This window comes from Geoglobus acetivorans, assembly GCF_000789255.1.
Classification (GTDB): domain Archaea; phylum Halobacteriota; class Archaeoglobi; order Archaeoglobales; family Archaeoglobaceae; genus Geoglobus; species Geoglobus acetivorans_B.
The window spans coordinates 1,614,249-1,635,896 of sequence record NZ_CP009552.1; the positions used below are offsets into that span (position 1 = coordinate 1,614,249).

Annotated in this window: 24 protein-coding genes and 1 rRNA gene; 12 read left to right on the plus strand and 13 right to left on the minus strand. The window is 47.3% G+C overall.

The annotated features are described in order from the left end of the window. Positions 1–33 precede the first annotated feature (33 nt). Complete coding sequence (locus GACE_RS09555; protein ID WP_048093034.1) at positions 34–483, minus strand: UPF0179 family protein; 450 nt, start codon at positions 481–483, stop codon at positions 34–36. A 59-nt stretch (positions 484–542) separates the two neighbouring features. On the opposite strand from GACE_RS09555, the gene GACE_RS09560 reads away from it, so the two are divergent. Next, the gene (locus GACE_RS09560; protein WP_148305962.1) at positions 543–1,466 is read left to right on the plus strand and encodes a DUF7343 domain-containing protein; all 924 of its coding nucleotides are present in this window, start codon (positions 543–545) and stop codon (positions 1,464–1,466) included. Here the strand turns inward: GACE_RS09560 and pyrE are convergent. Both pyrE and purD read right to left on the minus strand, forming a co-directional pair. Continuing rightward, positions 1,453–1,962 (minus strand): orotate phosphoribosyltransferase, encoded by a 510-nt coding sequence (pyrE, locus tag GACE_RS09565; protein WP_048093036.1) that lies wholly within the window; start codon positions 1,960–1,962, stop codon positions 1,453–1,455. The genes GACE_RS09560 and pyrE overlap by 14 nt on opposite strands. 116 nt (positions 1,963–2,078) lie before the next feature. Continuing rightward, positions 2,079–3,515: a phosphoribosylamine--glycine ligase gene (purD, locus tag GACE_RS09570; protein ID WP_048093041.1), complete on the minus strand. Its 1,437-nt coding sequence runs from the start codon at positions 3,513–3,515 to the stop codon at positions 2,079–2,081. A gap of 72 nt (positions 3,516–3,587) precedes the next feature. Between purD and GACE_RS09575 the strand changes: the two genes are divergently transcribed. Beyond that, positions 3,588–4,784, plus strand: coding sequence for a sodium:calcium symporter (locus GACE_RS09575; RefSeq protein WP_048093043.1), 1,197 nt, complete (start codon positions 3,588–3,590; stop codon positions 4,782–4,784). On the opposite strand, the gene speB is transcribed toward GACE_RS09575, so the two are convergent. After that, complete coding sequence (gene speB, locus GACE_RS09580; protein ID WP_048093045.1) at positions 4,762–5,592, minus strand: agmatinase; 831 nt, start codon at positions 5,590–5,592, stop codon at positions 4,762–4,764. The two genes, GACE_RS09575 and speB, sit on opposite strands and share 23 nt — an antisense overlap. 4 nt (positions 5,593–5,596) lie before the next feature. After that, positions 5,597–5,980 carry a translation initiation factor IF-5A gene (gene eif5A, locus GACE_RS09585; RefSeq protein WP_048093854.1) on the minus strand — a complete coding sequence of 128 codons (384 nt, stop codon included), beginning with the start codon at positions 5,978–5,980 and terminating at the stop codon, positions 5,597–5,599. A 203-nt stretch (positions 5,981–6,183) separates the two neighbouring features. Between eif5A and GACE_RS09590 the strand changes: the two genes are divergently transcribed. From GACE_RS09590 to GACE_RS09605, 4 genes are all read left to right on the plus strand, one after another. Further along, positions 6,184–6,597 carry a hypothetical protein gene (locus GACE_RS09590; RefSeq protein WP_048093046.1) on the plus strand — a complete coding sequence of 138 codons (414 nt, stop codon included), beginning with the start codon at positions 6,184–6,186 and terminating at the stop codon, positions 6,595–6,597. Further along, positions 6,598–6,861, plus strand: a complete 264-nt coding sequence (locus GACE_RS09595; protein WP_148305963.1) for a hypothetical protein — start codon at positions 6,598–6,600, stop codon at positions 6,859–6,861. Positions 6,862–6,952: 91 nt separating this feature from the next. After that, positions 6,953–7,540, plus strand: coding sequence for a hypothetical protein (locus GACE_RS09600; RefSeq protein ID WP_048093050.1), 588 nt, complete (start codon positions 6,953–6,955; stop codon positions 7,538–7,540). Positions 7,541–7,620: 80 nt separating this feature from the next. Continuing rightward, the gene (locus GACE_RS09605; RefSeq protein ID WP_052400274.1) at positions 7,621–8,292 is read left to right on the plus strand and encodes an ArsR family transcriptional regulator; all 672 of its coding nucleotides are present in this window, start codon (positions 7,621–7,623) and stop codon (positions 8,290–8,292) included. On the opposite strand, the gene GACE_RS09610 is transcribed toward GACE_RS09605, so the two are convergent. Together GACE_RS09610 and GACE_RS09615 are read right to left on the minus strand one after the other, a co-directional pair. Next, positions 8,289–9,416 (minus strand): formate--phosphoribosylaminoimidazolecarboxamide ligase family protein, encoded by a 1,128-nt coding sequence (locus tag GACE_RS09610; protein ID WP_048093053.1) that lies wholly within the window; start codon positions 9,414–9,416, stop codon positions 8,289–8,291. The two genes, GACE_RS09605 and GACE_RS09610, sit on opposite strands and share 4 nt — an antisense overlap. Further along, on the minus strand, positions 9,413–10,816 hold the full coding sequence (locus tag GACE_RS09615; protein WP_048093054.1) for an NAD(P)/FAD-dependent oxidoreductase: 1,404 nt from the start codon (positions 10,814–10,816) through the stop codon (positions 9,413–9,415). Before GACE_RS09615 ends, GACE_RS09610 begins: the two co-directional genes overlap by 4 nt. A gap of 93 nt (positions 10,817–10,909) precedes the next feature. On the opposite strand from GACE_RS09615, the gene GACE_RS09620 reads away from it, so the two are divergent. Both GACE_RS09620 and GACE_RS09625 read left to right on the plus strand, forming a co-directional pair. Next, a complete protein-coding gene (locus GACE_RS09620; RefSeq protein ID WP_318249203.1) occupies positions 10,910–11,680 on the plus strand; it encodes a heparan-alpha-glucosaminide N-acetyltransferase in 771 nt (256 codons plus the stop codon). Positions 11,681–11,713: 33 nt separating this feature from the next. After that, positions 11,714–12,088 carry a Mov34/MPN/PAD-1 family protein gene (locus GACE_RS09625; RefSeq protein WP_158413833.1) on the plus strand — a complete coding sequence of 125 codons (375 nt, stop codon included), beginning with the start codon at positions 11,714–11,716 and terminating at the stop codon, positions 12,086–12,088. On the opposite strand, the gene GACE_RS09630 is transcribed toward GACE_RS09625, so the two are convergent. Both GACE_RS09630 and cbpB read right to left on the minus strand, forming a co-directional pair. Further along, positions 12,085–12,351: a PRC-barrel domain-containing protein gene (locus tag GACE_RS09630; protein ID WP_048093858.1), complete on the minus strand. Its 267-nt coding sequence runs from the start codon at positions 12,349–12,351 to the stop codon at positions 12,085–12,087. The two genes, GACE_RS09625 and GACE_RS09630, sit on opposite strands and share 4 nt — an antisense overlap. A gap of 52 nt (positions 12,352–12,403) precedes the next feature. Beyond that, positions 12,404–13,645 carry a peptide-modifying radical SAM enzyme CbpB gene (gene cbpB / locus GACE_RS09635; RefSeq protein ID WP_048093057.1) on the minus strand — a complete coding sequence of 414 codons (1,242 nt, stop codon included), beginning with the start codon at positions 13,643–13,645 and terminating at the stop codon, positions 12,404–12,406. A 268-nt stretch (positions 13,646–13,913) separates the two neighbouring features. Here cbpB and GACE_RS09640 point away from each other — a divergent pair, with 268 nt between their 5' ends. Further along, a complete protein-coding gene (locus GACE_RS09640) occupies positions 13,914–15,692 on the plus strand; it encodes a hypothetical protein (RefSeq protein WP_048093058.1) in 1,779 nt (592 codons plus the stop codon). Between the two features lie 21 nt (positions 15,693–15,713). Here GACE_RS09640 and GACE_RS09645 read toward each other — a convergent pair whose 3' ends face one another. The 3 genes from GACE_RS09645 to GACE_RS09655 are packed head-to-tail and all read right to left on the minus strand — an operon-like array spanning position 15,714 to position 17,733. Continuing rightward, positions 15,714–16,328, minus strand: a complete 615-nt coding sequence (locus GACE_RS09645) for an MBL fold metallo-hydrolase (protein WP_048093060.1) — start codon at positions 16,326–16,328, stop codon at positions 15,714–15,716. After that, positions 16,325–17,089, minus strand: coding sequence for an exodeoxyribonuclease III (xth, locus tag GACE_RS09650; protein WP_048093062.1), 765 nt, complete (start codon positions 17,087–17,089; stop codon positions 16,325–16,327). The genes GACE_RS09645 and xth overlap by 4 nt, the downstream gene beginning before the upstream one ends. After that, positions 17,086–17,733, minus strand: a complete 648-nt coding sequence (locus tag GACE_RS09655; protein WP_048093860.1) for a hypothetical protein — start codon at positions 17,731–17,733, stop codon at positions 17,086–17,088. The genes xth and GACE_RS09655 overlap by 4 nt, the downstream gene beginning before the upstream one ends. A gap of 106 nt (positions 17,734–17,839) precedes the next feature. On the opposite strand from GACE_RS09655, the gene GACE_RS11245 reads away from it, so the two are divergent. From GACE_RS11245 to GACE_RS09670, 3 genes are read left to right on the plus strand one after another with little or no spacing between them, the layout of a single operon-like run. Next, positions 17,840–19,384 carry a transporter substrate-binding domain-containing protein gene (locus GACE_RS11245; RefSeq protein ID WP_084063713.1) on the plus strand — a complete coding sequence of 515 codons (1,545 nt, stop codon included), beginning with the start codon at positions 17,840–17,842 and terminating at the stop codon, positions 19,382–19,384. Positions 19,385–19,414: 30 nt separating this feature from the next. After that, positions 19,415–20,041 carry a hypothetical protein gene (locus GACE_RS09665; protein ID WP_048093064.1) on the plus strand — a complete coding sequence of 209 codons (627 nt, stop codon included), beginning with the start codon at positions 19,415–19,417 and terminating at the stop codon, positions 20,039–20,041. Between the two features lie 24 nt (positions 20,042–20,065). Further along, positions 20,066–21,367: a phenylacetate--CoA ligase family protein gene (locus GACE_RS09670; protein WP_048093066.1), complete on the plus strand. Its 1,302-nt coding sequence runs from the start codon at positions 20,066–20,068 to the stop codon at positions 21,365–21,367. A 124-nt stretch (positions 21,368–21,491) separates the two neighbouring features. Here the strand turns inward: GACE_RS09670 and rrf are convergent. Then, positions 21,492–21,613: ribosomal RNA gene (gene rrf / locus GACE_RS09675) — 5S ribosomal RNA — on the minus strand. Between the last annotated feature and the right edge of the window lie 35 nt (positions 21,614–21,648).

Here is a 21,648-nt window from a genome sequence, read left to right on the forward strand (position 1 = left end):
GTGATTACCACCCCTGGCCTTCGCTGCACCGTTTCATCCCGACCTGCTGACCTCAACAACCCGCATCGTCTTTCCCTTAGGACATTCAAACGCCTCCCCCACTCCAATAATCTCAAGACTCTCGTCTTTTCCGATATTTGACGGGTTGCAGATGTTGAAGAAACTGCACTCCACATTGCTGCAGTTGCCGTTGATTCTGATTACTGCCCCTTCAACAGCCATCTTGGAATCGACTGCCAAAAGCAGGGGAAGCTCCACAACCTCCACGGCAATCACACCATCATCGTGGAGCTGGCAGGGCTGAACCTCTCCGTTTCTCACACCCACGATTTTGTACTTCGAACCTATTCTCAGCTTTAAGCAGACTTTTTTCAGTCTGCACTGCTCACACTCCTGTGATCCTCCAACAAATGTGAATTCTATACCGGTAATCGCCCAATCTTTACCGCATAGAGTTACTATTTTATTAACCTCATTTTCCATGATTTTTCACCTTTCTTAATTTCTCTCGCAAACAATATTTAAGCTTTGACTAATTAGAGATGATGTTCGAGGAAATGGTTGTTAAAATTCTAAAAGAGAGAAAATTCGACGGTGCGCTGCAAACCGAGCTTGTTGAAATCACCGGAGCGTCAAAATCCAGAATTTCTGAAATTCTGACAAAACTGGAAAAAGAGGGCAGAATAGCTCGAAAAAAAGAAACGGGTAAAAACTACCGGGTGTGGTTGAGGGAATACTCGGAAAGCAGAATAAAGGTGGGCATTTTGAGGGCTACAGAATACGTGAAGCTGATCAGCGCGGGGGATTGCGAATTCATCGTGTACAGTAACGCTCTTGAGCTAACCAGAGACCTTGCCCTCGGAAGGATAGAATTTGCTGCCTCCCCTATTGTAACCCAGGTGATGCTAGGAATCACAATGAAGAGCTTTAAGATTACGGGAATTGTTGCCGAAAATGGAAGCGGAGTTGTTTTTGGAGATAAGACCAATGGTGTTTTTGCAACGACTGAGATGTCTGCGATGGAGATGAATTTAAGGGCTATAAGGAACAGGCTGGGCGTGAGGGAGTTCAAATACTGCGATTCTGCAGAATGTCTGATCTCGAGTCTTGAGAGTGTAAACGGCTCTGCAATATGGGAACCGTATTTCACGATTGCTGAGAGAGACAAGATTCCGTTCAGTGAGATGGCAGGAGATTTTCCATGCTGTTCTCTTGCCGTAAACCTGTCTTTTCTGAAGGAAAGCGAAGATGATGTGGAGAGGTTCATCAGGAATTCCCGGAAAGCAGTTTCGGATTATGAAAAGGCCTCAAAAGTACTTGGATTTGATGAAGATGTTGTAAAAAAGACAGTTAAAAGCTACAAGTTCAATCCGGATTATTCGGTCGAGGAAATAGGCAGAATTATCGGAAAATCCGGATTTGAAATCTCGAAAAAGAGTCTTGAAAGTGTTTTCATTGAAATTTAGATTGGGACAGGATGTCCGAGAGCCTCAGCAGAGATACCGGAGTTAGGTCGCTTTCCTCCCTGTCAACAACAGCAATGACCCTCACAACTTTACCACCAGCTTTTTCTACCCTCTCCACCACGCTTTTTGCCGATTTTCCTGTTGTTATGACGTCCTCAACAACGACGATCCTGTCCCCCCTATCAATGTCCCCGATGAATTCCTCCTGGGTTCCGTACTCCTTTTTCTTTTTTCTGAAAATAACAAGGGGTTTTTTTGTTTTGAGAGACAACGCCACTGCCAGAGGCACTCCTCCAAGTTCGATACAGGCAATTCTGTCAAAATCCACAGATTTGAGTTTTTCGGCCATCATTCCGGCGACGGTCTCAAGAATCTCCGGGTTGGTAACTGCCAGCTTTATGTCTATGTAAACGCTGCTCTTCTTTCCGGAAGAGAGAACGAATTCACCATATTTTATGGCTCCGGAATCCACGAGCATGTTCAGGAGGTCCGGCATCAGGTATATGAACTGAGCTTTGTTTTTAAGCCCTTCGTAGAAGTTCAGTCTCCTGCCCGGAAATCAGCGCGTTCTTAGTTGCACAAGAACAAAAATTAAAGAGGTTGTGCTGCTGATCAATCCGGAACGTTGAGGCCTATTGTTCTTCTGTACCGCATTCCCGGAAACCTGATTTTTTCCAGTTCTCCGTAAGCTTTCCTTCTTGCCTCTTCAACGCTGTCTCCCATGGCAGTGAGTGTTAAAACCCTCCCTCCTGTAGTCTCGAATCCTCCATCTGCTTTTGCTATTCCGTTTGCATATATGTGTGCCTGGCTGACTTCTTCGATGCCGGCAATCGGCTGATTGGTGTAGTGGTCTCCAGGATAACCGGGTTTAAACCCTTCTCTGCCCACCATGGCGCCTGAGACTGCACACACAGCAACTGCATGTTTTTCGCTGAATTTCACCTCAACCTCATTCAGTCCTCCTTCGATAACTGCCCAAGAGAGTTCGAGAATGTCGCTCTCAAGCCTTGGAAGCTTCGCTTCAGCCCCGGGATCACAATCTCTTACGTTTATTTCTAAAACTTTTGGAACAGACTCTCCATCCTTTTCCACGAGCATTATAACCGGGTAGAGGACGCCCCTGAACTCCTTGCCTTCAAGCTCTCTGAACTTCTTTATTATTGGCTCGACAACTGTATCCATAATTTTGGTTTCAATCTCTTCGTTTACAGCCGGGTGTGGTGAGACGGCCCCCATTCCTCCCGTGTTGGGGTTCAGCAGTTCTCCTCTCTCAGACAATGACCTTGCATCGTCTTCGGTGATGTACTTGCCGAAGTATCCCATGTAGAACTTCCTCATTCCCTGCAAGTCTTCGGGGTCGAACGCTCTCTTGTAATCCTTGGCATGACCGAAAGGAATTGCATGCCTGCCATCACTCAAGGCCGTGAACGCAACCTCTATCCCGTAAAGTCTCTCTTCAATCTCGATTCTGTCTCCGGCTTTGCCAAATCTCTTCTTGACCATTATCTCGTCCACTGCGGTTAGGGCTTCACTTAGAGAATCACAGACAAAAACGCCCTTTCCTGCGGCAAGCCCGTCTGCTTTCACGACGAGATTTTTCTCAGGATTGTTTGCGTAATAATCGCGAACAAAACTTTTTGCCTCATCTGGGTCATCAAAATTCCAGTATTCTGGTATGGAGACACCGATCTTTTTCATGAAGTCTTTCGCCCAGCACTTGCTTGCTTCAAGAACAGTGGCCTCCTTTCTCGGACCTACTGCAGGAATGCCCTCTTCCTCGAGCCTGTCAACAAGACCGAGGCTCAGCGGCTCTTCCGGACCGATGTATGCAATATCGATTTCATTTTTCTTTGCAAACCTTACAATATCCTCTATCGCTCTGATTGAAGGTATTCTTTTCCCATCAAGCTCTGCAATGGTGCATTTTTCGAATAACAGAGAACCTCCATTTCCGGGAGCCACAAAAACCCTGCTGACATTCTTGCTTCTCGAAAAAGCGTGAGCTATCGCGTTTCCCCTTCCTCCAGCATCAACCACAAGAACCTTCATCACTGGAAGTATGGAAACAGTAAATAAATTTTTCAGGATATCTTTTTAAGCCCACTACAGAACCTGTTGGCAATGCTTTACCGGAACTCTATGAAGCACAGAGTCCAGATTGCGCTGGCATTCGCATTAACGTTCCCGTGGCTCGTGTCATTCTTCTTGAAAATTCAATATCCTCCTCACATAGAGGCGTTTCTTTCAGGTCTTGCGGTTTTGGGTTCGGCTTTCCTGCTTTCGTGGGCTGCAGAAACTGCTGAAATGGATGTTCCGAGAAGTGTCAGCCTTGCTGCAGTGGCTCTCCTTGCGGTTTTGCCAGAGTATGCGGTTGACGGCTATTTTGCCTGGATGGCTGGAAAGGTTGGAGGCGATTACATTCATTACGCCACTGCCAACATGACCGGAGCCAACAGACTGCTCATAGGTGTTGGCTGGAGTGCTGTGATGCTGCTTGCAATGCTGAAAACAAAACGGAAGGAGATTGAGCTTGACAGGGGCCTCAATCTCGAGATCTTCTTCCTGTTTCTCGCATCAATCTATGCATTCATACTGCCCCTGAAGGGCAGTATTTCTGTATTTGACAGTGTGGTCTTTGTTTCGCTGTATGCTGCTTATGCTTACTTAACTACAAAATCAGAAAGGGAAGAATTTGAACCGGAAGGCGTTCCGGAGTACCTCTGCAATTTACCCACACACAGAAGAAGGGCCAATGTCCTTTTTTATATGTTTTATTCCGGATTCATGATTTTCATAAGTGTTGAGGCGTTCAGTGAGGGTTTGCTCGGCACCGCTGAGATGTTTGGTATTGATAGCTTCCTCATGGTCCAGTGGCTTGCACCGCTGGCGAGCGAGGCGCCCGAATTCATTGTGGCCCTGTATCTCGTGAGAAAACTCAGAACCTCTGCCGGATTCAACGCCCTGATTTCATCGAAAGTGAATCAGTGGACTCTGCTGATAGGAACCATAGCGGTGATATTCAGCATCTCCTCCATGCGCCTTGCAGCACTGCCTCTTGATGCCAGACAGTCTGAAGAGGTTCTGCTTACGGCTGCACAGTCCGTGTTTGCCCTTGCTGTAATAATGGATCGGAGGGTTAACGTTTATGAGGCTGTTGCTCTGCTTGCACTCTTTCTGATACAGTTTGCACTGCCCTCTGTGCATGCAAGAATAATTCTGAGCATCGCATACATGGCTCTGGCGGTCCCATTTCTGGTACTGCACAGAAAGAGTGTTGTTGAATCTGCCAGATATGTCAGAAGTTTAGCGAAGCGTTAGCGGCTATGAACTCATTTACGAACTTGGCTGCCAGGGTCTGGGTTACCTTGTTCAGGTCCGGCACCACCTCAACGACGTCAAAGGCGATAACCCTGTCAGCAATTTCATCCAGCACCTTCACGAGGTCATACGGGTGCAGTCCGAATGGCTCCGGAGTGGAAACTCCTGGAGCAAAAGCAGGGTCAAAAGCGTCCAGGTCAACTGAGAGATATATCCTGTCCTTTGACTCTATGGAATCGAGGAGGTCGTCGAATCCGTATTCGAGCAAATCCCATGAATAATACACCTCAATGCCTGAATTTTCAGCAAATTCTCTCTCTTCTTTGGTTCCACTCCTGACTCCTGCTATTATTACTTCATCTGCAACTTCCAGTATCCGTCTGGACGTGCATGCGTGGTTGTATGGATTGCTGTCAAAACCCTCTCTCAAGTCGAAGTGGGCATCGAAAACAAGGTATGTGAAATCCTCGAGATTTCTGGCGACCATGTAACTCACTGAGTGTTCTCCACCCAGTACGACGGGAATTCCAACAACATCCTCCATGAATTTTGAAACCCTCTCGGAGACCTCTTCAAAACTCCCGTCACAGTTGATGTTTCCCCCATCTGCTATCCTTGCAAAGTCGAGATTGTAGTCAAAATAAAGAGAGTAGCTCTCAAGGTTCCAGCTTGCCTCCCTTATGGCTGTGGGAGCAAATCTCGATCCTGGCTTGAATGATTGCGTAGCATCATAGGGAATTCCAAAAATAATATAGTCTGCATCGCTAACAGAAGAATTGGAAGTGGCAAAAAAACTGTCTATGTGCATAGAATTACTTCTCCGCTATCTTCCTCTTTCCGAGAGATTCTATGTACACGATTTCGTTACCTGGCTGAACCTTATCTGCCACCTCATCTCCAAACTCAAGCTCGAAAGTCTCATACGTCTCGAGGTCCATCAGCTGAGCAATATTGCCTGAGACGCTTATTACCTGAGCCCTTTTTCTCTCCACGATCGGGATGTATGTCTTCGCTGTAACCGGCTGAACGATGCTTCTCTTCTGCCTGTCAAAAATGCCGATGGCGTCAATTCTCGCCTTCGCAGCTCCATGCTTTCCCGGTTTGCTGACCGAGATGCTGAGAATTTCACATGGTTCATCGTCGATTACGACATAACCTCCCTCTCTAAGCTGTCTGACTTCTGCCTGCTGTTTCATGAGCATTACCTCCAGAGTTTTTGAAGGTATTGAATCTGATGCAATTTAAATTTTTTCCATCAGCACACGTGTGTGAATCAGTCTGGCAGAACCCTGCAATTGTCTCTGTCTCTAACATGGGAAAAATCGAGAAAAAGCTTCGCAGTATAAAATCTTATAAAAACAGGAAAATTTTAAATATTTTTGAATCGATTATTTTGTGGATGACAGATGGAAAGCAAAAGACTGAACTGACAAGACTAAGCTCGGTGATCCTTGCTGTCGGAGTTCTGCTCATAGGCATTGCCGCAATAGGGTTCTACTTAGAGATTAAGAAGAGCATGGAAAGGGGTGGTGGGATTCAGGAACCTCTCTGGGCGAGGTGTGTTGAAAACGCCATAATAATCACCGCAAGAGAGGATCTGAGCGACGTCGTGGTGAGCGCTAAGGGAGAGGAGCTGTGCAGGTTTGACAGAATTGTTAAGGGCAGCGAGGAGGTCTGTTACCTTGACGGAACCACTCTGAATGAAACGAGGGTTTTCGTGGTTAAGGCCGGAGACGTGAAGAAGGCCGTGGTGTGCTACCAGCCCGTTAAGCCCGTTCCTGCAGGAACCCCCGTGCCGGTGGGAGGTGGTTAGATGGTATCCTTCGGAGCTAACGAGATGATAATAGTCCTGTTCGTGGTATTCATAATTGTCCTGCTGCTGTCAGTGTTGAATCCAGCGAAGAGCCTTGAAGAGGGCAGAAGAAACAGGGTAAAGGACTTAATCGTCGTTGGGCTCATCCTGTGGTTTTCTCCATCTGCAAAAATCGCAGGCATGGTGATCTTCCTCTACGGCTTCGGAATACTGCTTTACGAGAAGTACCAGGAGGGGAAGAGGGAGGTCTTAAATTCGACATAATCTTAAAAATATTTTGAGGATATTGGATTATATCTATTGAAAATCAAACAGAAAGTTTAAAATAGTAACAATAATCTAAAAAGTAGAGTATATGAAATACAAACGACGTACGAAAGAAGATCCTGAAAATTTGATTTATGATTTATCAAAATGGTTTTTTGATCACAATTGGAAAAGAAAGAATGTCATCGATGACAAAGCGGATATGATTTGTCGAACTATACTTTTAATGATGGCTGCAGACTTGGCCACATTGCCGGTTGTTTTCAACTTCTTTAATACGTATTTCCCTATTTTCTTAATTGCGATAAGTGTAAGTTTGATTTTGTTGATTTTTGGAATGTACTTTTCAATTAAAGCACTAAGAGTAAGAACGCTTGCATACTTAATTCCTGATCCTGGGAAAATTATTAAAGAAGCACACGGTATTCAGGGAGATTATTCAGAACTACCTCGCGATTTTAGAGTAAGTATCAGATATAAAGAGTTGAGAAAACACTATATTAAAAAACTACTTGACTATAGTTATTCCAACCAAAGAATTATCGAAGAAAAAGCAAATTTCGTGAAAAAAGCCCAAGATTTTGTGATCTATAATGTTGGGTATACTTTGTTTCTGGTTGTTCTCTTATTGGGATATTTATTGATTAGTGTTTTTATATACTCTTGTAACTTTTAATGAATGAATATTAATTTTTCAATTTTTATAAAAACTAACATTTCCAAATCCTTTAAATTCTTTCTCACAAAGGCATTACGGTGAGGATCAGCCTTGATCGAGAAACACTTCTCCTTCTTTCGTCGGAAACCAGGATGGAGATTCTGAAAAGTATTGCAGATCGGAGAAAAACGTTAAGCGAGCTTTCAAAGGAGATCGGTATTTCGAAATCAAGCGTGAAGGAGCATCTGGAGAAGCTTGAGAAGGCAGGGCTGATAAGAAGGGTGGACGAGGGCAGGAAGTGGATATACTACGAGATCACACCCGAAGGCCTGAGGGTCGTGATGCCGGAAAAGGCAAGAAGGCCGGCGATAGAGCTTTTCGCCTCGGTAGCTGCGTTCATTTCGGGAATTGTCATGCTGGTGCTTTCGTTCCTGAGTGGCATGAGAGCGCAGAAAGAGGCTCCAGCCTACGGGGTCACGGGAACCCCCACTCCGGAGGTTGTGGAGAAGGCTGTTCCGCAACCGGCAGCCACTCCAGCCCCTGCAGCGACGCCTACACCCACACCAGTTCCAACAGCAACGCCCACTCCCACGCCTGTGCCCACTCCAGCAGCCACACCCAGTCCGACACCAGCTTTAACCCCCATCAAAACTCCTGCACTGGAAGCTGCCAGGGCTCTGAGTGGTGCAGAAGTGATGTTTTACATAGCCACAGCGCTGATAACAGTCTCCTTCGTCCTTCTCCTGATTCACATAAAAAGAAGGAGTTAGGTTACGGTCTCGCTCAGCCTTCCTGTCTCAACTGCTTTTTTCAGCTCGATCATCGTTAAATCGAGCGGATCCTCGATTTTGACTCCGTGCTTCAGGCTCAGGTTCCTCATTTCGGGAGAGGTTGGACCTATAGCCGGATCGCCCGGCACCCTCATTGAGACATCGAAAATCACGAACTCCAGCCTCGTCTCATCTTCAGGCGAGTATGCGATGGCCCCCTGCAGCCCGAACATGCCGATTATGCCCGGAGGGTATTCCCTCATGCACGCCTCTATGAATCTCTCTCCAGCTTCGTAAACCATCTCCTGCTTGCTCTCTCTCATCGTAACTCCAAAATGCCCGATCTCCTCGTTTTTAACGGGCACGTCTATCTTGAGCTGATCCTTTGCTGGGAGATTCAGGAAGCCCTGAAGGTTCACCTGTCTTCTGTCTGAAAAGCCCACAAAATCGAAGTTACCGAAAACGTCCTTCAGAGCGTAGCTGTGAAAGTTTGCGTTAAAACGAGCTCCAAGAACGTACTCCTCGATTCTGGCTTTTTCAAGCCCCTCCTCGTCTATAACTCCTTCCTTCAGAAGCTTTTCCGCCTGCCTGTAGTAGTCTTCGGGAGAGTTTGCGTAGAAAAACGCCCTCTCGAGAGGATTCTTCGCCTGCTGAACCTTGACCACCACAAGTCTGTCTATCTCCTCGGGGCTTCTGAACTCCTTAGGATACCTGAGGCCGGCTTTCTCCAGCAGGTAGTACTGTCCTCTCTCGTAGTTTCTCTCCTCTGCCCTCAGCAGGTACCTGTTCCCGTAGATTGGCACCCTGAACTCCCTTTCTATGGCGTCATAGCCAACGTAGACCGCGAAGCTCCTGTTGGGGATGAAGACCGTGTTCATTTCAATGAGCGTCTCCTGAACCTCCCTGTTGACAAGGTCTCTGAAACTGTCGAGCAGAATTACCTCGTCAAACAGGTGGCGGTTGTACTCCGTGTAAAGCTTATCCCTCCCCTTCTGAACCACAACTGCAGTCTTCAGCCCGAAGGCCTTTGCGGCCATCCCCGTCTCCTTGGCGGAGTGGGAGCCAAAGATGCCTACGGTGATGTCCTCATAGCTCTCTGCAATCTTTCTCGCCTCGTCTATCATTTCCTCATCCTCCTGAGGATGCTCTCGGCAGCAATCAGCCCGGTTACTGCCGCACCGACTATTCCCCTGCTTATCCCGGCTCCATCTCCTATCGCATAGATGCCGGGGATGTTTGTCTCCATCTCAGGACTTATCTCAAGCTTGAGGGAATAGAACTTGATTTCCGGGGCGTAGAGCAGGGTTGAGTCGTCTGCCACGCCTGGAATAACCTTGTCGAGCTGCTCAAGGGCATCAATGATGTCGTCCACGACTCTGCCGGGATAAGCCAGGCTTATGTCTCCCGGAACTGCTGTTTTGAGCGTGGGCTTGAGCAGCCTGTTGTTTTTGATTCTCAATTCAGTGCTTCTCCTTCCAAGCCTCAGGTCCTTGAGTCTCTGAACGAGCGGGTTGCCTCCACCAAGCTTCGTTGTTATCTTCGCAAGGTCCCTCCCCCACTCGTTTGGCATGTCGAAAGGTTCTGTGAACACGTAGTGGCCGAGCAGAGCGAAATTGCTGTTGTTCGTCTTCTCCTTCGCCTTGCTGTGGCCGTTGACGAGACTGAACTCTCCGTAGTCCTCCCTGATCACCCACCCCCTCGGGCAGGTGCAGAAGGTTCTCATGTAGTCGTCATGCTTCTTCGTCGTTATCCTGAGCTTGGGATCGTAGATTATCGATGTTATCTCGTCCATTATCGTTGCAGGCACCTCAACCCTGACGCCGACGTCTATTGCCTTGGCTTCCCTGCTTATTGCAAAATCATAATCTCTGACCCACTTTTCGAGCCATTCTGCACCTCCTCTTCCAACGCCGATTATGAGGTACTCGTAAAAATACTCCTTCCCATCCTGTGTAACCACTTTCTTCTCCTTTGGGTCAATGTTGACAACCGTCGTGTTGGTGTGTATCTCAATCCCGTTTCCGGAGAGGTAGTCCTCCATGCTTCCGATAACCTTTGGCAGCTCATCGCTGCCCACATGTCTCTGTCTGAGGGGTACAAATTCTATTCCTGCGGAATTTGCCCTTCTCATCAAACTGAGCAGCTCATCCACGTTATCGCCGTACAGTTCATCAGGCGCACCATGTTCGAGGAATATTCTGTCCACCTCGTCCATCTTTTCGATGAGGTAGTTTTCATCAACGAGTCCCAGAAAGTCTCCACCAACTGTAAAGCTCTCCGGGAAATTGGGATGCACGTAATTCAGTTTACCGTCTGAAAGTCCTCCTGCACCACCCACTCCGGCAGTAACATTGCACGGGTTGCATTTGAGGCAGAAGCTTTCAGAGAGGTCACTTGGACATTTTCTTCTTTCAATGCTCCGTCCCATTTCGAAAACAGCGACCCTGGCTTTCCCAGCTAACTTGTATGCTGAAAAAAGGCCGCCCGGACCGGCTCCGACAATTATGACATCATATCTGTTCATACATTTGAAGGCTCTATCGAGGGTTAGTATTTAAGAGTTTTCTTTTACTGCTTCTGATGACAATAACCTTAAGAAATATGCGGGATGTCTGAAATGACCATGGAAGAGATGGCAAAACCTTCAGCTTCACACACCGGCCATAAAAAACGGACAAGATATGTTGAAATTGACTTTTTCAGGGGTATCGCTCTGATTATGATGCTGGTATCCAATTTTGTGACCGATTTACAGTATTTCGCAGGATATGATCAGTATCAGACTTTTTGGAGAGTGTTTGCCCTGCTGACCGCCTCAATGTTTGTGTTCATTTCGGGGGTTTCCGCATGGATGTCTCACTTTCACGCCTCAGTGTCAAAATTTTTAAAGAGGTTCTTCAGGCTTTTCGGACTCGGGCTGGCAATAACAGTATTCACAAAAATTTTTCTTGAAGAGGGGACGATTTACTTCGGAGTTCTTCACTTTCTTGCTGTTGCGGGCCTTCTCGCCATTCCTTTCCTGAAATTTGGGTCTTACAACCTTTTTCTTGCAATTCCGTTTTTTGCAGGCAAGTTTCTGGTTGAGGGGCTGCACTCGGAGAACCTTCTGCTTCTACCTCTGGGCATAACTCCCGTGCCGTTTTTCACCTTTGACTACTTCCCGGTATTCCCCTGGTTTGGTGTTTTCCTGCTGGGGGTGGGAACAGGAGCGATTTTTTATCCAGATGGCATCAGAAGATTTGACTTCATATTCCCTGAAAATCCCGTTTCCGGGATGGTATCCGCTCTTGGAAGACATACTCTGAAGATATATCTCGTACATCAGCCCGTTTTCGCCTCTCTTCTGCTGCTGTATCTTGGAAACCTTCCAGGAGTGAAAATTCTCTAAAATTTTTTATTGCAGCTCTCTGAAGATATGGTCGTGAAGTTCAAAATTTCAAAAAAAGTCTGGGATTTTTTGAGGTCTGTGGTACAAAGCGATTTCGAACGGTGCGGGCTTCTTTTTGGCAGAGGAGACGTGGTTCTGCAGGCGATTGAAATAGAGAATATCAGAAAATCTCCTGTTGAGTTTGAGCTATCTCCTTTGGAGTCTCTGAAGGCATTTGAAGAAGCTGAAGAAAAAAACCTGGAAGTTGTAGGCGTCTGGCACACACACCTGCAGAACGCCACCCCCTCAGCAAAAGACATCCAGGGGATGAAGAACTTCCCCGGCCTCTGGATAATCTCATCCAGAAAAGAAATTCGGGGCTATGTGCTGGAACGGGAAGTTTTAGAAGTTGAACTTGAGATAATTTAACCATCTTCCTCGTTCTTCTTCCTCTCCATCTTCCTGAAAAGATCTTTGATAATAACGATATCTCCAACAGCTTTAACGAACCTGTACGGAATTATGACCCCGTTTGCTCTTGTGTTTATCAGCATCCTGTTCACGTCAACAATCGCCAGTCCCTTGACCTGTCTCGCCTCGATATCTATTGAAATGTCTGCCACTCTGCCGACATACCTCCCCTCATCCGTGTAAACTCGCAGTCCAAGAACTGATGACACTTCACCGATCATTTTCACCCACCAATAATTCCCTTGAACTTTTAATATATTAAACTTTCAGTCATCATTTCTCAAACTCAATTTCGTAGATTTTTCTCAAACCCTTTAGGTTTATCACGTGTTCAACGTCTCCGCGATGAATTACCCTGAATGCATGCTCTATGATTTTTTTGTAAAACTCACAGAACGGACTCTTTTCCAGCATCGTCCCGGCTTCAGCATACACCTCTGCCGGACATGGTGCACCGCAGATGTTTCTGTAGGTGCATTCCCTGCATTCCTCGATATTTTCCACGGTCCTGTTTCTTATCTCCTGGAAATGATTTGTTGCATTTTCAAGATTTCCGAGATCTGTTCTGAACTGTTCCATTCCAATAAATTCTCCGCACGGGAAAATTCCGCCGGGAGTTATTGATATAAACCTTCTTCCTCCTCCACATGGAGATATGTCGCACTGGAGCACTCTTGAATACGGAGCAATGATCCCGAGCAGTATGTTTGCAAAATCTCCAATAACGATTCTCCTGCCGTTCTTTGTATGCCATATCGCTCTTTCAACGGCATCAATAAAGTGTTCGGCAGCCTCAAGGGGATCCGGTCTCAATGACCTGCCCCCCTCGCTCGTCCCCCTGACGGGGTTCATCAGAACAAGTCTAACCTTTCCTGCCAGAAAATCCACCATTTCAGCTAAGTGGGTATAGTTATGACGGTTTATCGTTGTAATGATGTTCAGGTTCGCGTAGCCGTTAAACATATCAAGCAGCTCAACAATTTTTCTGTGGTGTCCATTCCCCCGTAAAAAGTCGTCAGTTTCCCGTCTTGGAGAGTCGAATGATAGGCCCACATTCACATTCCTCTCAACGAGGAATTCAACATCATGACTTTCAAGCAGAAAGCCGTTTGTCTGGATGCCAAACCTGTAATCAAATTCGTCAATCGCTTTGAAGATCTTATCCTTAACAATCAGAGGTTCAGCACCGTGGAAGATTATGTTCCTGACTCCCAGCGTTTCCAGTCTTTCCAGAATATCCCTTAGAGTTTCATAGTCCATCTCTCTACCCCTGTTTCTTATTTCTGGAGGAATGTAGCAGTAGGAACAGTTTGCGTTGCACCTCTCTGTGGGGTTTATGTATGCAGTGTTGAAATCAACATCAAATCTGTATTTCTTCATCCTCTCTGTGAGCGCCTTCCTGTTTTCTTCATGGAACTTCAGTATCTCCTCGGGCAGGATTTCTTCGTAAATTGCCCAGAAGTTGGTTTCAGGATCTATGGCAACCTTAAATCCGCTGAACTCTATGGTTTCCATAAGCCCACCTCAAAAAATTAGAACGGGGACTCCTCCCCGGGCATGACGTAATGCGTAAGGCCTCCGCCAACCTCGCACTCGAACATGTAGCTGTACGCCATGACTGGAAATCTGCATGAGGAAATATAAGCTTAATTTTTGTATTACGATAGTAATACAAATTGTACTGGTTTCAGGATATGCGTAATTTTGTCCGTCCGGATTTCGGTTTCTGATTCAGTAATTTTTAAATATTATAGTTCCAATATGTCGGAACAGTGGTGGTACTGTGTCCAAAAGAAATTACGGCGTTTTGTTGAAAGGAGCTTCTATCGGCACTTTTCTGGCCATAGCTGTGGCTCTTGCTGCTGTAAGTGCTGCTGGAGCAGAGGAATCGTATGGGTATTACATTAACAACATCAATCCTGAGTGGATGATCTCTGCAGACGAGTTCTACCGATGGCATGAGATGAAAGACTCATGGGGACCAACCTTCGCAGGGAGCCCGGCATGGCAGAGCTACATGGACTTTCTGGAAGACAAGCTGAAAGAATACGGTGTTGTGGACATCGTCAAGAACAACTGGACGTACACGAGATGGTACACAACAGAATGGCCTGACGACAGCGGGTGGAGTCTCTACGTGGATGGAGAGAAGATCAGAGTGGCCAGCTATTCTGCTTATTCCGGTTCAACGGATGAAGATGGGATTACTGCCCCCCTCGTGTATTATGGCCCTGCAAATCCTCCTGAATCCATTGAAGGCAAGATCGTTGTTTTCTCCATTGCGCCTCACCCCAAGCCACCCTACAGCCCGAAGTATCTGGCACTGTTCACCTTCAATGACTACGAGTACCTTTCTGATCCAGAGACTTTTCCGCCGATCCACACTCCCGTCTCGACAAACCTGACCGTTTCACTGGATGTGTGGTATCAGCTCAATCAGGTAAGGAGCTTTGCCAAGATAATGTCAGAGGGCAAGGCTGCCGGTGGGGTGGTGATATTCAACATGAGCTATGACAGAGCAGCCGGGCTCTACACGTTTCCCGTTCCGTCATCTGTGCCAGGTGTTCCAACCCTGTTACTGGATAGAGAGGCCGGGGAGACGGTAAAGCAGGCAGCTCTCGAAGGAAAGGAGGCAACCCTGAGACTGGTTGCCAGAGAAGAACCCGCTGAGGTTTACCAGCTCATAGGATTCCTTCCGGGCAAAAACTACGGGACTCCTGATGACGAGATAATACTGCTGATTACGCACACCGACGGGCCATCAATCTCTCAGGAAAACGGTGCTCTCGGACTGCTGGGAGTTGTTGGTTACTTCTCCCATATACCGCAGGACGAAAGACCGAGAACCCTGATGATTTACCTCGATTCGAGACATTACATGCCGGGCAAAGAAGAGAAGTGGGCAGAATATGACTGGCTGGAAAACCATCCAGAGATTAAGGAAAAGATCGTTGGCCTCATTGCAATGGAGCATCTGGGCCAGGTTGAGTACCGTGAAATCGGCAATAAGTTCGAGCCAACCGGGCTCGTTGAGCCATCGTTCCTCTGGACCCAGAACAACCAGAAGCTCATAGATATGGCCATCAAGGCTGTCAAGGAAAGCGGGTGGCCGAGGGTACAGGTTCAGTGTGTTGACAGGCCCGGAGTGCATGGGGAATCACAGGGAATATGGTACGGAATGGGCAAGATAGCGAGGAAGTGGAAGATTCCGGCGTTTGCCACAATGGGCACCCAGGGGGCTTACTGGGCAACCTCAGCAGGAATTGAAAAGTTTGACAGGGATCTGTTCTACAGGCAGGTTGCAGCCATGACCCAGCTGACCGGAGAACTCATGCTGGGCAATCTGGAGGAACTGAAGCCTGTCGAGACTCCAGCCCCCGCACAATCGTCTCCAACACCCACTCCGACCCCTGAACACACCTCAACCCCGGAGCCGGTCTCAACACCTGCAGCTGAGGAAACACAAAAACAGGAGAAGGAGGTAAAAACACCGGGATTTGAGCTGATACTTGCCGCTGTTGGACTTATGGTTGGGTTATATGTCCTGAGGAGAGGCAATTGATTTTTTATTTATTTTTTGAATTCAGTACAGCCCAACAATCTCAATGGCCCCTTCAAGCATTGAATCTATCCCTTTTCTGCCCTTCATTATTCTCTTATGCCCTGGCAGAATGTACTCTGCATCAAGCTCTCTGAGTTTTTCGAGTGACTGCACGAATTCGTGCCTGTCACCTCCATACAGGTCAAACCTGCCTGGAATTCCACCTTCGAAAATCAGATCACCGGTTATTGCCACGCCATATTTCTGAATGTAGAAAGTGAGGCTCCCAGGAGAGTGTCCGGGTGTTCGGATAATCTCAACCTCTGTATTGCCCACAACAAACCTCTTTCCGAGTTTAAGGTCTGATGAAAAGCCAAACTGGGAAATGGTCCTGTCCCTCTCGTCAAAACCCAGCAATGCACCTTTCCGCATGAACATCTGGTTGCTCTCGCAGTGGTCCTTGTGGAGGTGCGTGTTGAGCACGTAATCTATGCTCCCGACCCCGTCGTTTTTCAGCAGGCCGAACAGGTTGGTGTAGCTCTTGTAGGTGCCGGGATCGATGATTGCTGTCTCACCATCTGAAATCACGTAGCTGTTGGATGAGTCGTAGAAGGCGCTTCCCCAGGTGTAGGCGTAAATATTCTCGAACAGCTTCATAGGTCGAACTCCGCTATTAAGGGCAGGTGGTCGCTCGGCCTATCCATGAGCCTCGGTTTAATATCCACATAGCAGTCCCTGCACCTCCCTGCAAGCCTTGAAGTTGTGAGTATTGCATCAACCCTCCATCCCAGGCCCTTATCTATCGCGTTCCTGACCCTGTAGTCGTAGAAAGTGTAAACCCTCTCCTCCGGGTGAAACTTTCTGAGGAGGTCAACGAAGCCCATGGACAGTATCTCCCTGTATGCGTTCCTTGCATCGATGTGGAAGCAGACATGCTTCCCGAGCCTCTGAGGGCTGTGAACGTCTATATCCTCGGGCGCAACGTTCATGTCTCCGCAGACCGCATGATAACCGCTGAAGTCCACGATCTCCCTCAAATAGTCCCTGAACCTCCTCAGAAAGTCGAGCTTGTACCTGTATTTTTCGGAATCTATGCTCTGCCCCTGGGGAACGTAAACGTTCGTGACCGCAAGGTTATCGAACTTCAGAGTGATCACCCTGTCCCTCTCTTCCCCGTTCATCCCGATGAGAACCTCTTCAGGCTCGTGGAGCGTTGCTATCGCAACGCCATTCCTGCCCTTTATGCCGGAGAAGTAGACCTGATATCCGGCTCTGGAAAACTCGCTTTCGGGAAAGTTTCTGTCATCGACCTTCGTCTCCTGCATGCAGAATATGTCCGGCCTGTTCTCTTTGAGCCAGGGAATAACGATGTGCAGCCTCGCCCTGATTGAATTGACGTTGAATGTAACGATTTTCATCTTCCAGCCCTCCTCAGGGCCGTTATCACGCCATGACATCTGCATGCAGTCGCAACGAGAACTGAATCTCTGTTTTCTGCCCACTCAATGAGCTCTCTGAGTTTTTCCCCCTTTATGGCACCCAGACCGGGCTGCAGATAATGGCTCTCGATGACAAATCCGTCGGGAATTGCGAACCTCACGAGGTCGTACATGGGTGCCGGTTTCTTTATTCCAGTAACCGGGCAGACGTCTGGAGCCCTGCACTCTGGAATACACTCCCTGTCCCTGTTGTAGCTCACCACCACACTCCCTCTGCCTGCAGATACCACGAGTTTCACCGGGAGTCCTGAAAGGACAGAATCTATGCCCTCATACCAGATTTCAAGATCGAGATGCTCCATCAGAAGTGCTCCTGCCATGTGTACCGGGGCGGTGGGAAAGACGTATTCCGGCTGGAGGTCGAAAAATACGTCAATGAGCTCTTTAATTCCGCCCTTCATAAACGAGCTTTTTCTTGTTCCCTTCCGGTACTCTGGCAGGTCAAACTTCGCCCTCACAGGACAGTTCTCGTCAACATCAATAACCACAAACTCCCTGCCTTCGGACATGAGGTATCTCGCAGCCTCAAGCCCGTATTTTCCTCCTCCAAATACGATGTCCACGACTGTGTTTTTGCCGGGGTTTTTAATAACGTTTACCATATTTACCAATATTTAAAAAAGCCATTAAGAATGAAAAACTATAAAATATTGCAAACGATACTCCGCAATGATGAAGCCGGCCCTCCTCACGTTCATCCTCCTGATTTTTCTCATTCTGCCTGTAACCGCCGTAGATGTTAAAGTAGGCGTTTATAACAACCCTCCTCTGGTGTTCTATGAGAATGGGGAGGCAAAAGGTCTGTTCATAGACCTGCTTGAATATGTGGCAAAGAAAGAGGGCTGGGAAATAGAATACGTTCACTCCACCTTTCCTGTACTGCTTGACAAGCTTCAGAAGGGCGAGATTGACCTGATGCCCGATGTCGCCTACTCGCAGGAGAGGGCGGAAGTTCTGAGCTTTGGCAATGAAACTGTAATCTCCAACTGGGGCGTGGTCTGTGCCAGGTCTGGGCTTGACTCAATCCTTGACCTTGATGGGCTGACAATTGCGGGTGTCAAGGATGACGTGTATTTTGAGAATCTGAAGGGTCTGATCAGATCCTTTGGGCTGGAATGTGATTTTGTTGATGTTGTTGGCGATTACGGGGATGTTCTTGAGGCTGTAAAGAACAAAAAGGCTGATGTTGGAGTAGTGTCGCGGCTGTTTGGGGAAATGTACTGCAAGAAGTACGGTCTGAAGATGACATCCATCGTTTTTTCACCTGTTGAGCTGAAATTTGCATCATCCAAGGGCAATGAACATCTGCTCAGGGCGATAGATTTTCACCTTGCCGAACTGAAAAACAACAGCGGTTCCGTGTACTATTCAAGTCTCGATAAATGGGTTGGCGGTTATGGGGAGGAAGAGATACCGAAGTGGGTGTACATCGGGTTCTCAATACTGGCAGTTGTTTCAATTTTTGCCCTTTACAAGGAATATTACATAAAAAAGGAGCTGAAGAAAAGGGAAAAGCAGCTCATCAGAGCCTACAGGCTTCTGAAAAGAATTAGCAGAATTAACGAGCTGATGCTCAGGGAAAAAGACCTGGATACACTTGTCCGAAAATCTGTTGATGTGCTTGGAGACTACCTTAACGTAATGGTGGCGGTTTTTTCAGACGACGGTATTGTGGCTTACGGAGGCGGGGCGAGAACCATAAAAAGCCGGGAAGACCTTACAAGGTATCTCTGCATTAAGAGCGCCCTGGAATCAATGCAAATGCGCCACTTTCCTCCTGAGAGGCATCCAAGAAAATGTCCGCATGTCGATGCGGGTGGCAGATTTCACAGTTACGTGTTTCCCATGATGTATGAAGGCAGGATCAGGGGTGTGCTGGCAATACAGAGTAAATCGAGACTTACGGGCAGAGAGGTCAGACTGCTCGAGACACTCGCCGAGGATATCGCTTTTGCCATGCACAGCATAGAGGTGGAAAGGGAGAAAGACCTCGTTCTGAAACAGCTCGACGAGAACATACGACACATGATGACACTCGTTGACCGAATAAGAAACCCGCTCACAGCAATCAGAGGTTTTTCCGAGATGTTCTGTCAGAATGTCTTCGAGAAGGTCGATGTGGAGATTGAGAGGATTCTGGACATCGTGAGAAAGGTTGAAGAGAGCTGGGAGGAGTCAGAGAGTCTGAAAGAGAGGCTGAAAAAGACCAGGTAAAACTATATATTGAGAAAACAAATTTTCTTTGTGCATGTAAAAGAAATCAGGTACTCAATGTCTGCAAAGCACAAAATCATGCTCGTTTCAGGAATCTCCTTTTTCGCATTTTCCGGGTTTCTGCTTGCATACGCCACATATCGGGCGTTTGGTATGGCGGAACTTCTTGTATCGGTGCTGATTTTCATTGCATCTCTCCTTACAGTGATTTTTGTGGTTTTCAAAGTCGAAAAAGAAAGTGTCAGGGTCGAAGATGTTTCAATTCGGCCTATTGCTGAAACACAGGTTAAACCGGGTGACGTCATCAGGACAATCATCAGACTTGAGTTTTTCTGGATAATTGCCATGGTTTATCTGGTTCCGGGCTTGCTTTTTTCATGGATTACGGAGAGATACGTCAACAGCTTGATTTTTCCGGCAGTGTATGTGGCTTTTCTTGGAGGGAGTACTGGAAGACTCTCCCAAAAAACTGTTCTGGCTGAGGAGGGTATTGTAATTGACGGAAAGCTGACGAGGTGGGACAGAATCCATGGATACAGAATTGCAGATCATTTGGTGGTTTTATATGGGAGATTCAGGGAACCAATAGCTGTAATTCCAGACATACCCAGTGTCGTGGGCTTTTTGGCAAAACTGAGAAACAATCAAAACGTTTAAATTGTGCTAATATTTGGCAATATCATGTACTGGAATTCATTTGTTGAAACGATGCCTAAGGGTGATCTTAAAGAACTCCAGGAACGGAAGCTCAGGTCTCTTGTGAGTTACGTTTATGAATACTCTCCGTTTTACAGAAAAACGTTCAAAGAGGCAGGAATACATCCGGCAGATTTTAAAGGTCTTTCAGACCTGCACAGATTGCCCTTCACGAAAAAGCAGGATTTGAGAGATAACTATCCCACCGGTATGTTTGCCGTTCCACTCTCGCATGTTGTGAGGTTCCACGCCTCAAGCGGAACCACCGGAAAACCGACAGTCGTAGGCTACACTCAGAATGATCTGAATGTCTGGGTTGAGAGTCTCGCAAGGAGCCTCGTTGCCAGTGGGGTCAGAAGGGAGGACGTGATGCAGATAGCATACGGTTATGGCCTATTCACCGGAGGGCTGGGATTTCACTATGCAGGGGAGAGGATAGGTGCTGCTGTGATTCCAATCTCAGCAGGAAATACTGCAAGGCAGATCGAGCTTATGAAGGATCTGAATACGACAGTGATAGCCTGCACACCATCCTACATGCTCTACCTTGCGGAGCAGGCCGAGAAAATGGGAGTGGATATATCGGGCGACACTAAGCTCAGAATGGGCATATTTGGTGCTGAGCCCTGGAGCGAGGAGACGAGGAAGAGGATAGAGAACAAAACCGGAATTGAGGCTTATGATGTTTACGGGACTTCTGAGCTCAGCGGGCCGCTGTTTACGGAATGTGTGGAGAAAAACGGGATACACATCTGGGGAGACCACTTTCTGATAGAGGTTATAGACCCCGAGACCGGAGAACAGGTGGGCGAAGGCGAAAAGGGCGAGCTTGTGATAACCACACTGAGCAAGGAAGCCCTGCCTCTGATAAGGTGGAAGACAGGAGATATAACCGTCCTTGAGGAGGAAAAATGTGCGTGTGGAAGAACACATCCGAGAATAATGAGAATTCTTGGAAGAGCTGACGACATGATAATTGTCCGGGGAGTCAATGTCTTTCCGAGCCAGATAGAGCATGTTCTCATGCAGGTTCCGGAGGTGGGCGAACATTACATGATAATTCTCGAGAGGGCTGAAAGTGGGCTTGACGAGATGACCATACAGGTTGAACTGAGCGAGAGAGCGAGAATTGACAGGACTTCTGACGTCCTTGAGCTTGAGAAGATGATCTCTGAAAGACTGAAAAGCGTTTTGAATGTGTGGGCCAAGGTTGAAGTTGTGAATCCCGGAACGCTTCAGAGGTTTGAGGGCAAGGCCAAGAGAGTGATTGACAGAAGAAGAATCTGACATTTCTCAGAATATTTTTTTCACATTTTTGGAAAGTCCAGTGATCCGAGGAACTGTGGATGGCCAGATATAAGCTCAATTGTCCTGCAAAATCACCGAAGACTCTAAATACAGAAGGAAAGGGTGCCGACAGTTTCCGCGCTTCCCGCCCCCTCTCGGAAGGCAGTACAACGCGGAACGGGACAGGGCTTAACTTCCGGGTTCGGAATGAGTCCGGGTGTTTCCCCCGTCCCTATGACCGTCGGCAATACATGGTAAGTCTGCGTTGGTTATTTAAGGAT

What these genes read in the sequence shown, in the direction of transcription:
- GACE_RS09555 (WP_048093034.1), bottom strand. Translation starts at nt 483, where the DNA reads ATGGAAAATGAGGTTAATAAAATAGTAACTCTATGCGGTAAAGATTGG.
- GACE_RS09560 (WP_148305962.1), top strand. Translation starts at nt 543, where the DNA reads ATGATGTTCGAGGAAATGGTTGTTAAAATTCTAAAAGAGAGAAAATTC.
- pyrE (WP_048093036.1), bottom strand. Translation starts at nt 1,962, where the DNA reads ATGCCGGACCTCCTGAACATGCTCGTGGATTCCGGAGCCATAAAATAT.
- purD (WP_048093041.1), bottom strand. Translation starts at nt 3,515, where the DNA reads ATGAAGGTTCTTGTGGTTGATGCTGGAGGAAGGGGAAACGCGATAGCT.
- GACE_RS09575 (WP_048093043.1), top strand. Translation starts at nt 3,588, where the DNA reads ATGCTTTACCGGAACTCTATGAAGCACAGAGTCCAGATTGCGCTGGCA.
- speB (WP_048093045.1), bottom strand. Translation starts at nt 5,592, where the DNA reads ATGCACATAGACAGTTTTTTTGCCACTTCCAATTCTTCTGTTAGCGAT.
- eif5A (WP_048093854.1), bottom strand. Translation starts at nt 5,980, where the DNA reads ATGAAACAGCAGGCAGAAGTCAGACAGCTTAGAGAGGGAGGTTATGTC.
- GACE_RS09590 (WP_048093046.1), top strand. Translation starts at nt 6,184, where the DNA reads ATGACAGATGGAAAGCAAAAGACTGAACTGACAAGACTAAGCTCGGTG.
- GACE_RS09595 (WP_148305963.1), top strand. Translation starts at nt 6,598, where the DNA reads ATGGTATCCTTCGGAGCTAACGAGATGATAATAGTCCTGTTCGTGGTA.
- GACE_RS09600 (WP_048093050.1), top strand. Translation starts at nt 6,953, where the DNA reads ATGAAATACAAACGACGTACGAAAGAAGATCCTGAAAATTTGATTTAT.
- GACE_RS09610 (WP_048093053.1), bottom strand. Translation starts at nt 9,416, where the DNA reads ATGATAGACGAGGCGAGAAAGATTGCAGAGAGCTATGAGGACATCACC.
- GACE_RS09615 (WP_048093054.1), bottom strand. Translation starts at nt 10,816, where the DNA reads ATGAACAGATATGATGTCATAATTGTCGGAGCCGGTCCGGGCGGCCTT.
- GACE_RS09620 (WP_318249203.1), top strand. Translation starts at nt 10,910, where the DNA reads ATGACCATGGAAGAGATGGCAAAACCTTCAGCTTCACACACCGGCCAT.
- GACE_RS09630 (WP_048093858.1), bottom strand. Translation starts at nt 12,351, where the DNA reads ATGATCGGTGAAGTGTCATCAGTTCTTGGACTGCGAGTTTACACGGAT.
- cbpB (WP_048093057.1), bottom strand. Translation starts at nt 13,645, where the DNA reads ATGGAAACCATAGAGTTCAGCGGATTTAAGGTTGCCATAGATCCTGAA.
- GACE_RS09645 (WP_048093060.1), bottom strand. Translation starts at nt 16,328, where the DNA reads ATGAAGCTGTTCGAGAATATTTACGCCTACACCTGGGGAAGCGCCTTC.
- xth (WP_048093062.1), bottom strand. Translation starts at nt 17,089, where the DNA reads ATGAAAATCGTTACATTCAACGTCAATTCAATCAGGGCGAGGCTGCAC.
- GACE_RS11245 (WP_084063713.1), top strand. Translation starts at nt 17,840, where the DNA reads ATGATGAAGCCGGCCCTCCTCACGTTCATCCTCCTGATTTTTCTCATT.
- GACE_RS09670 (WP_048093066.1), top strand. Translation starts at nt 20,066, where the DNA reads ATGTACTGGAATTCATTTGTTGAAACGATGCCTAAGGGTGATCTTAAA.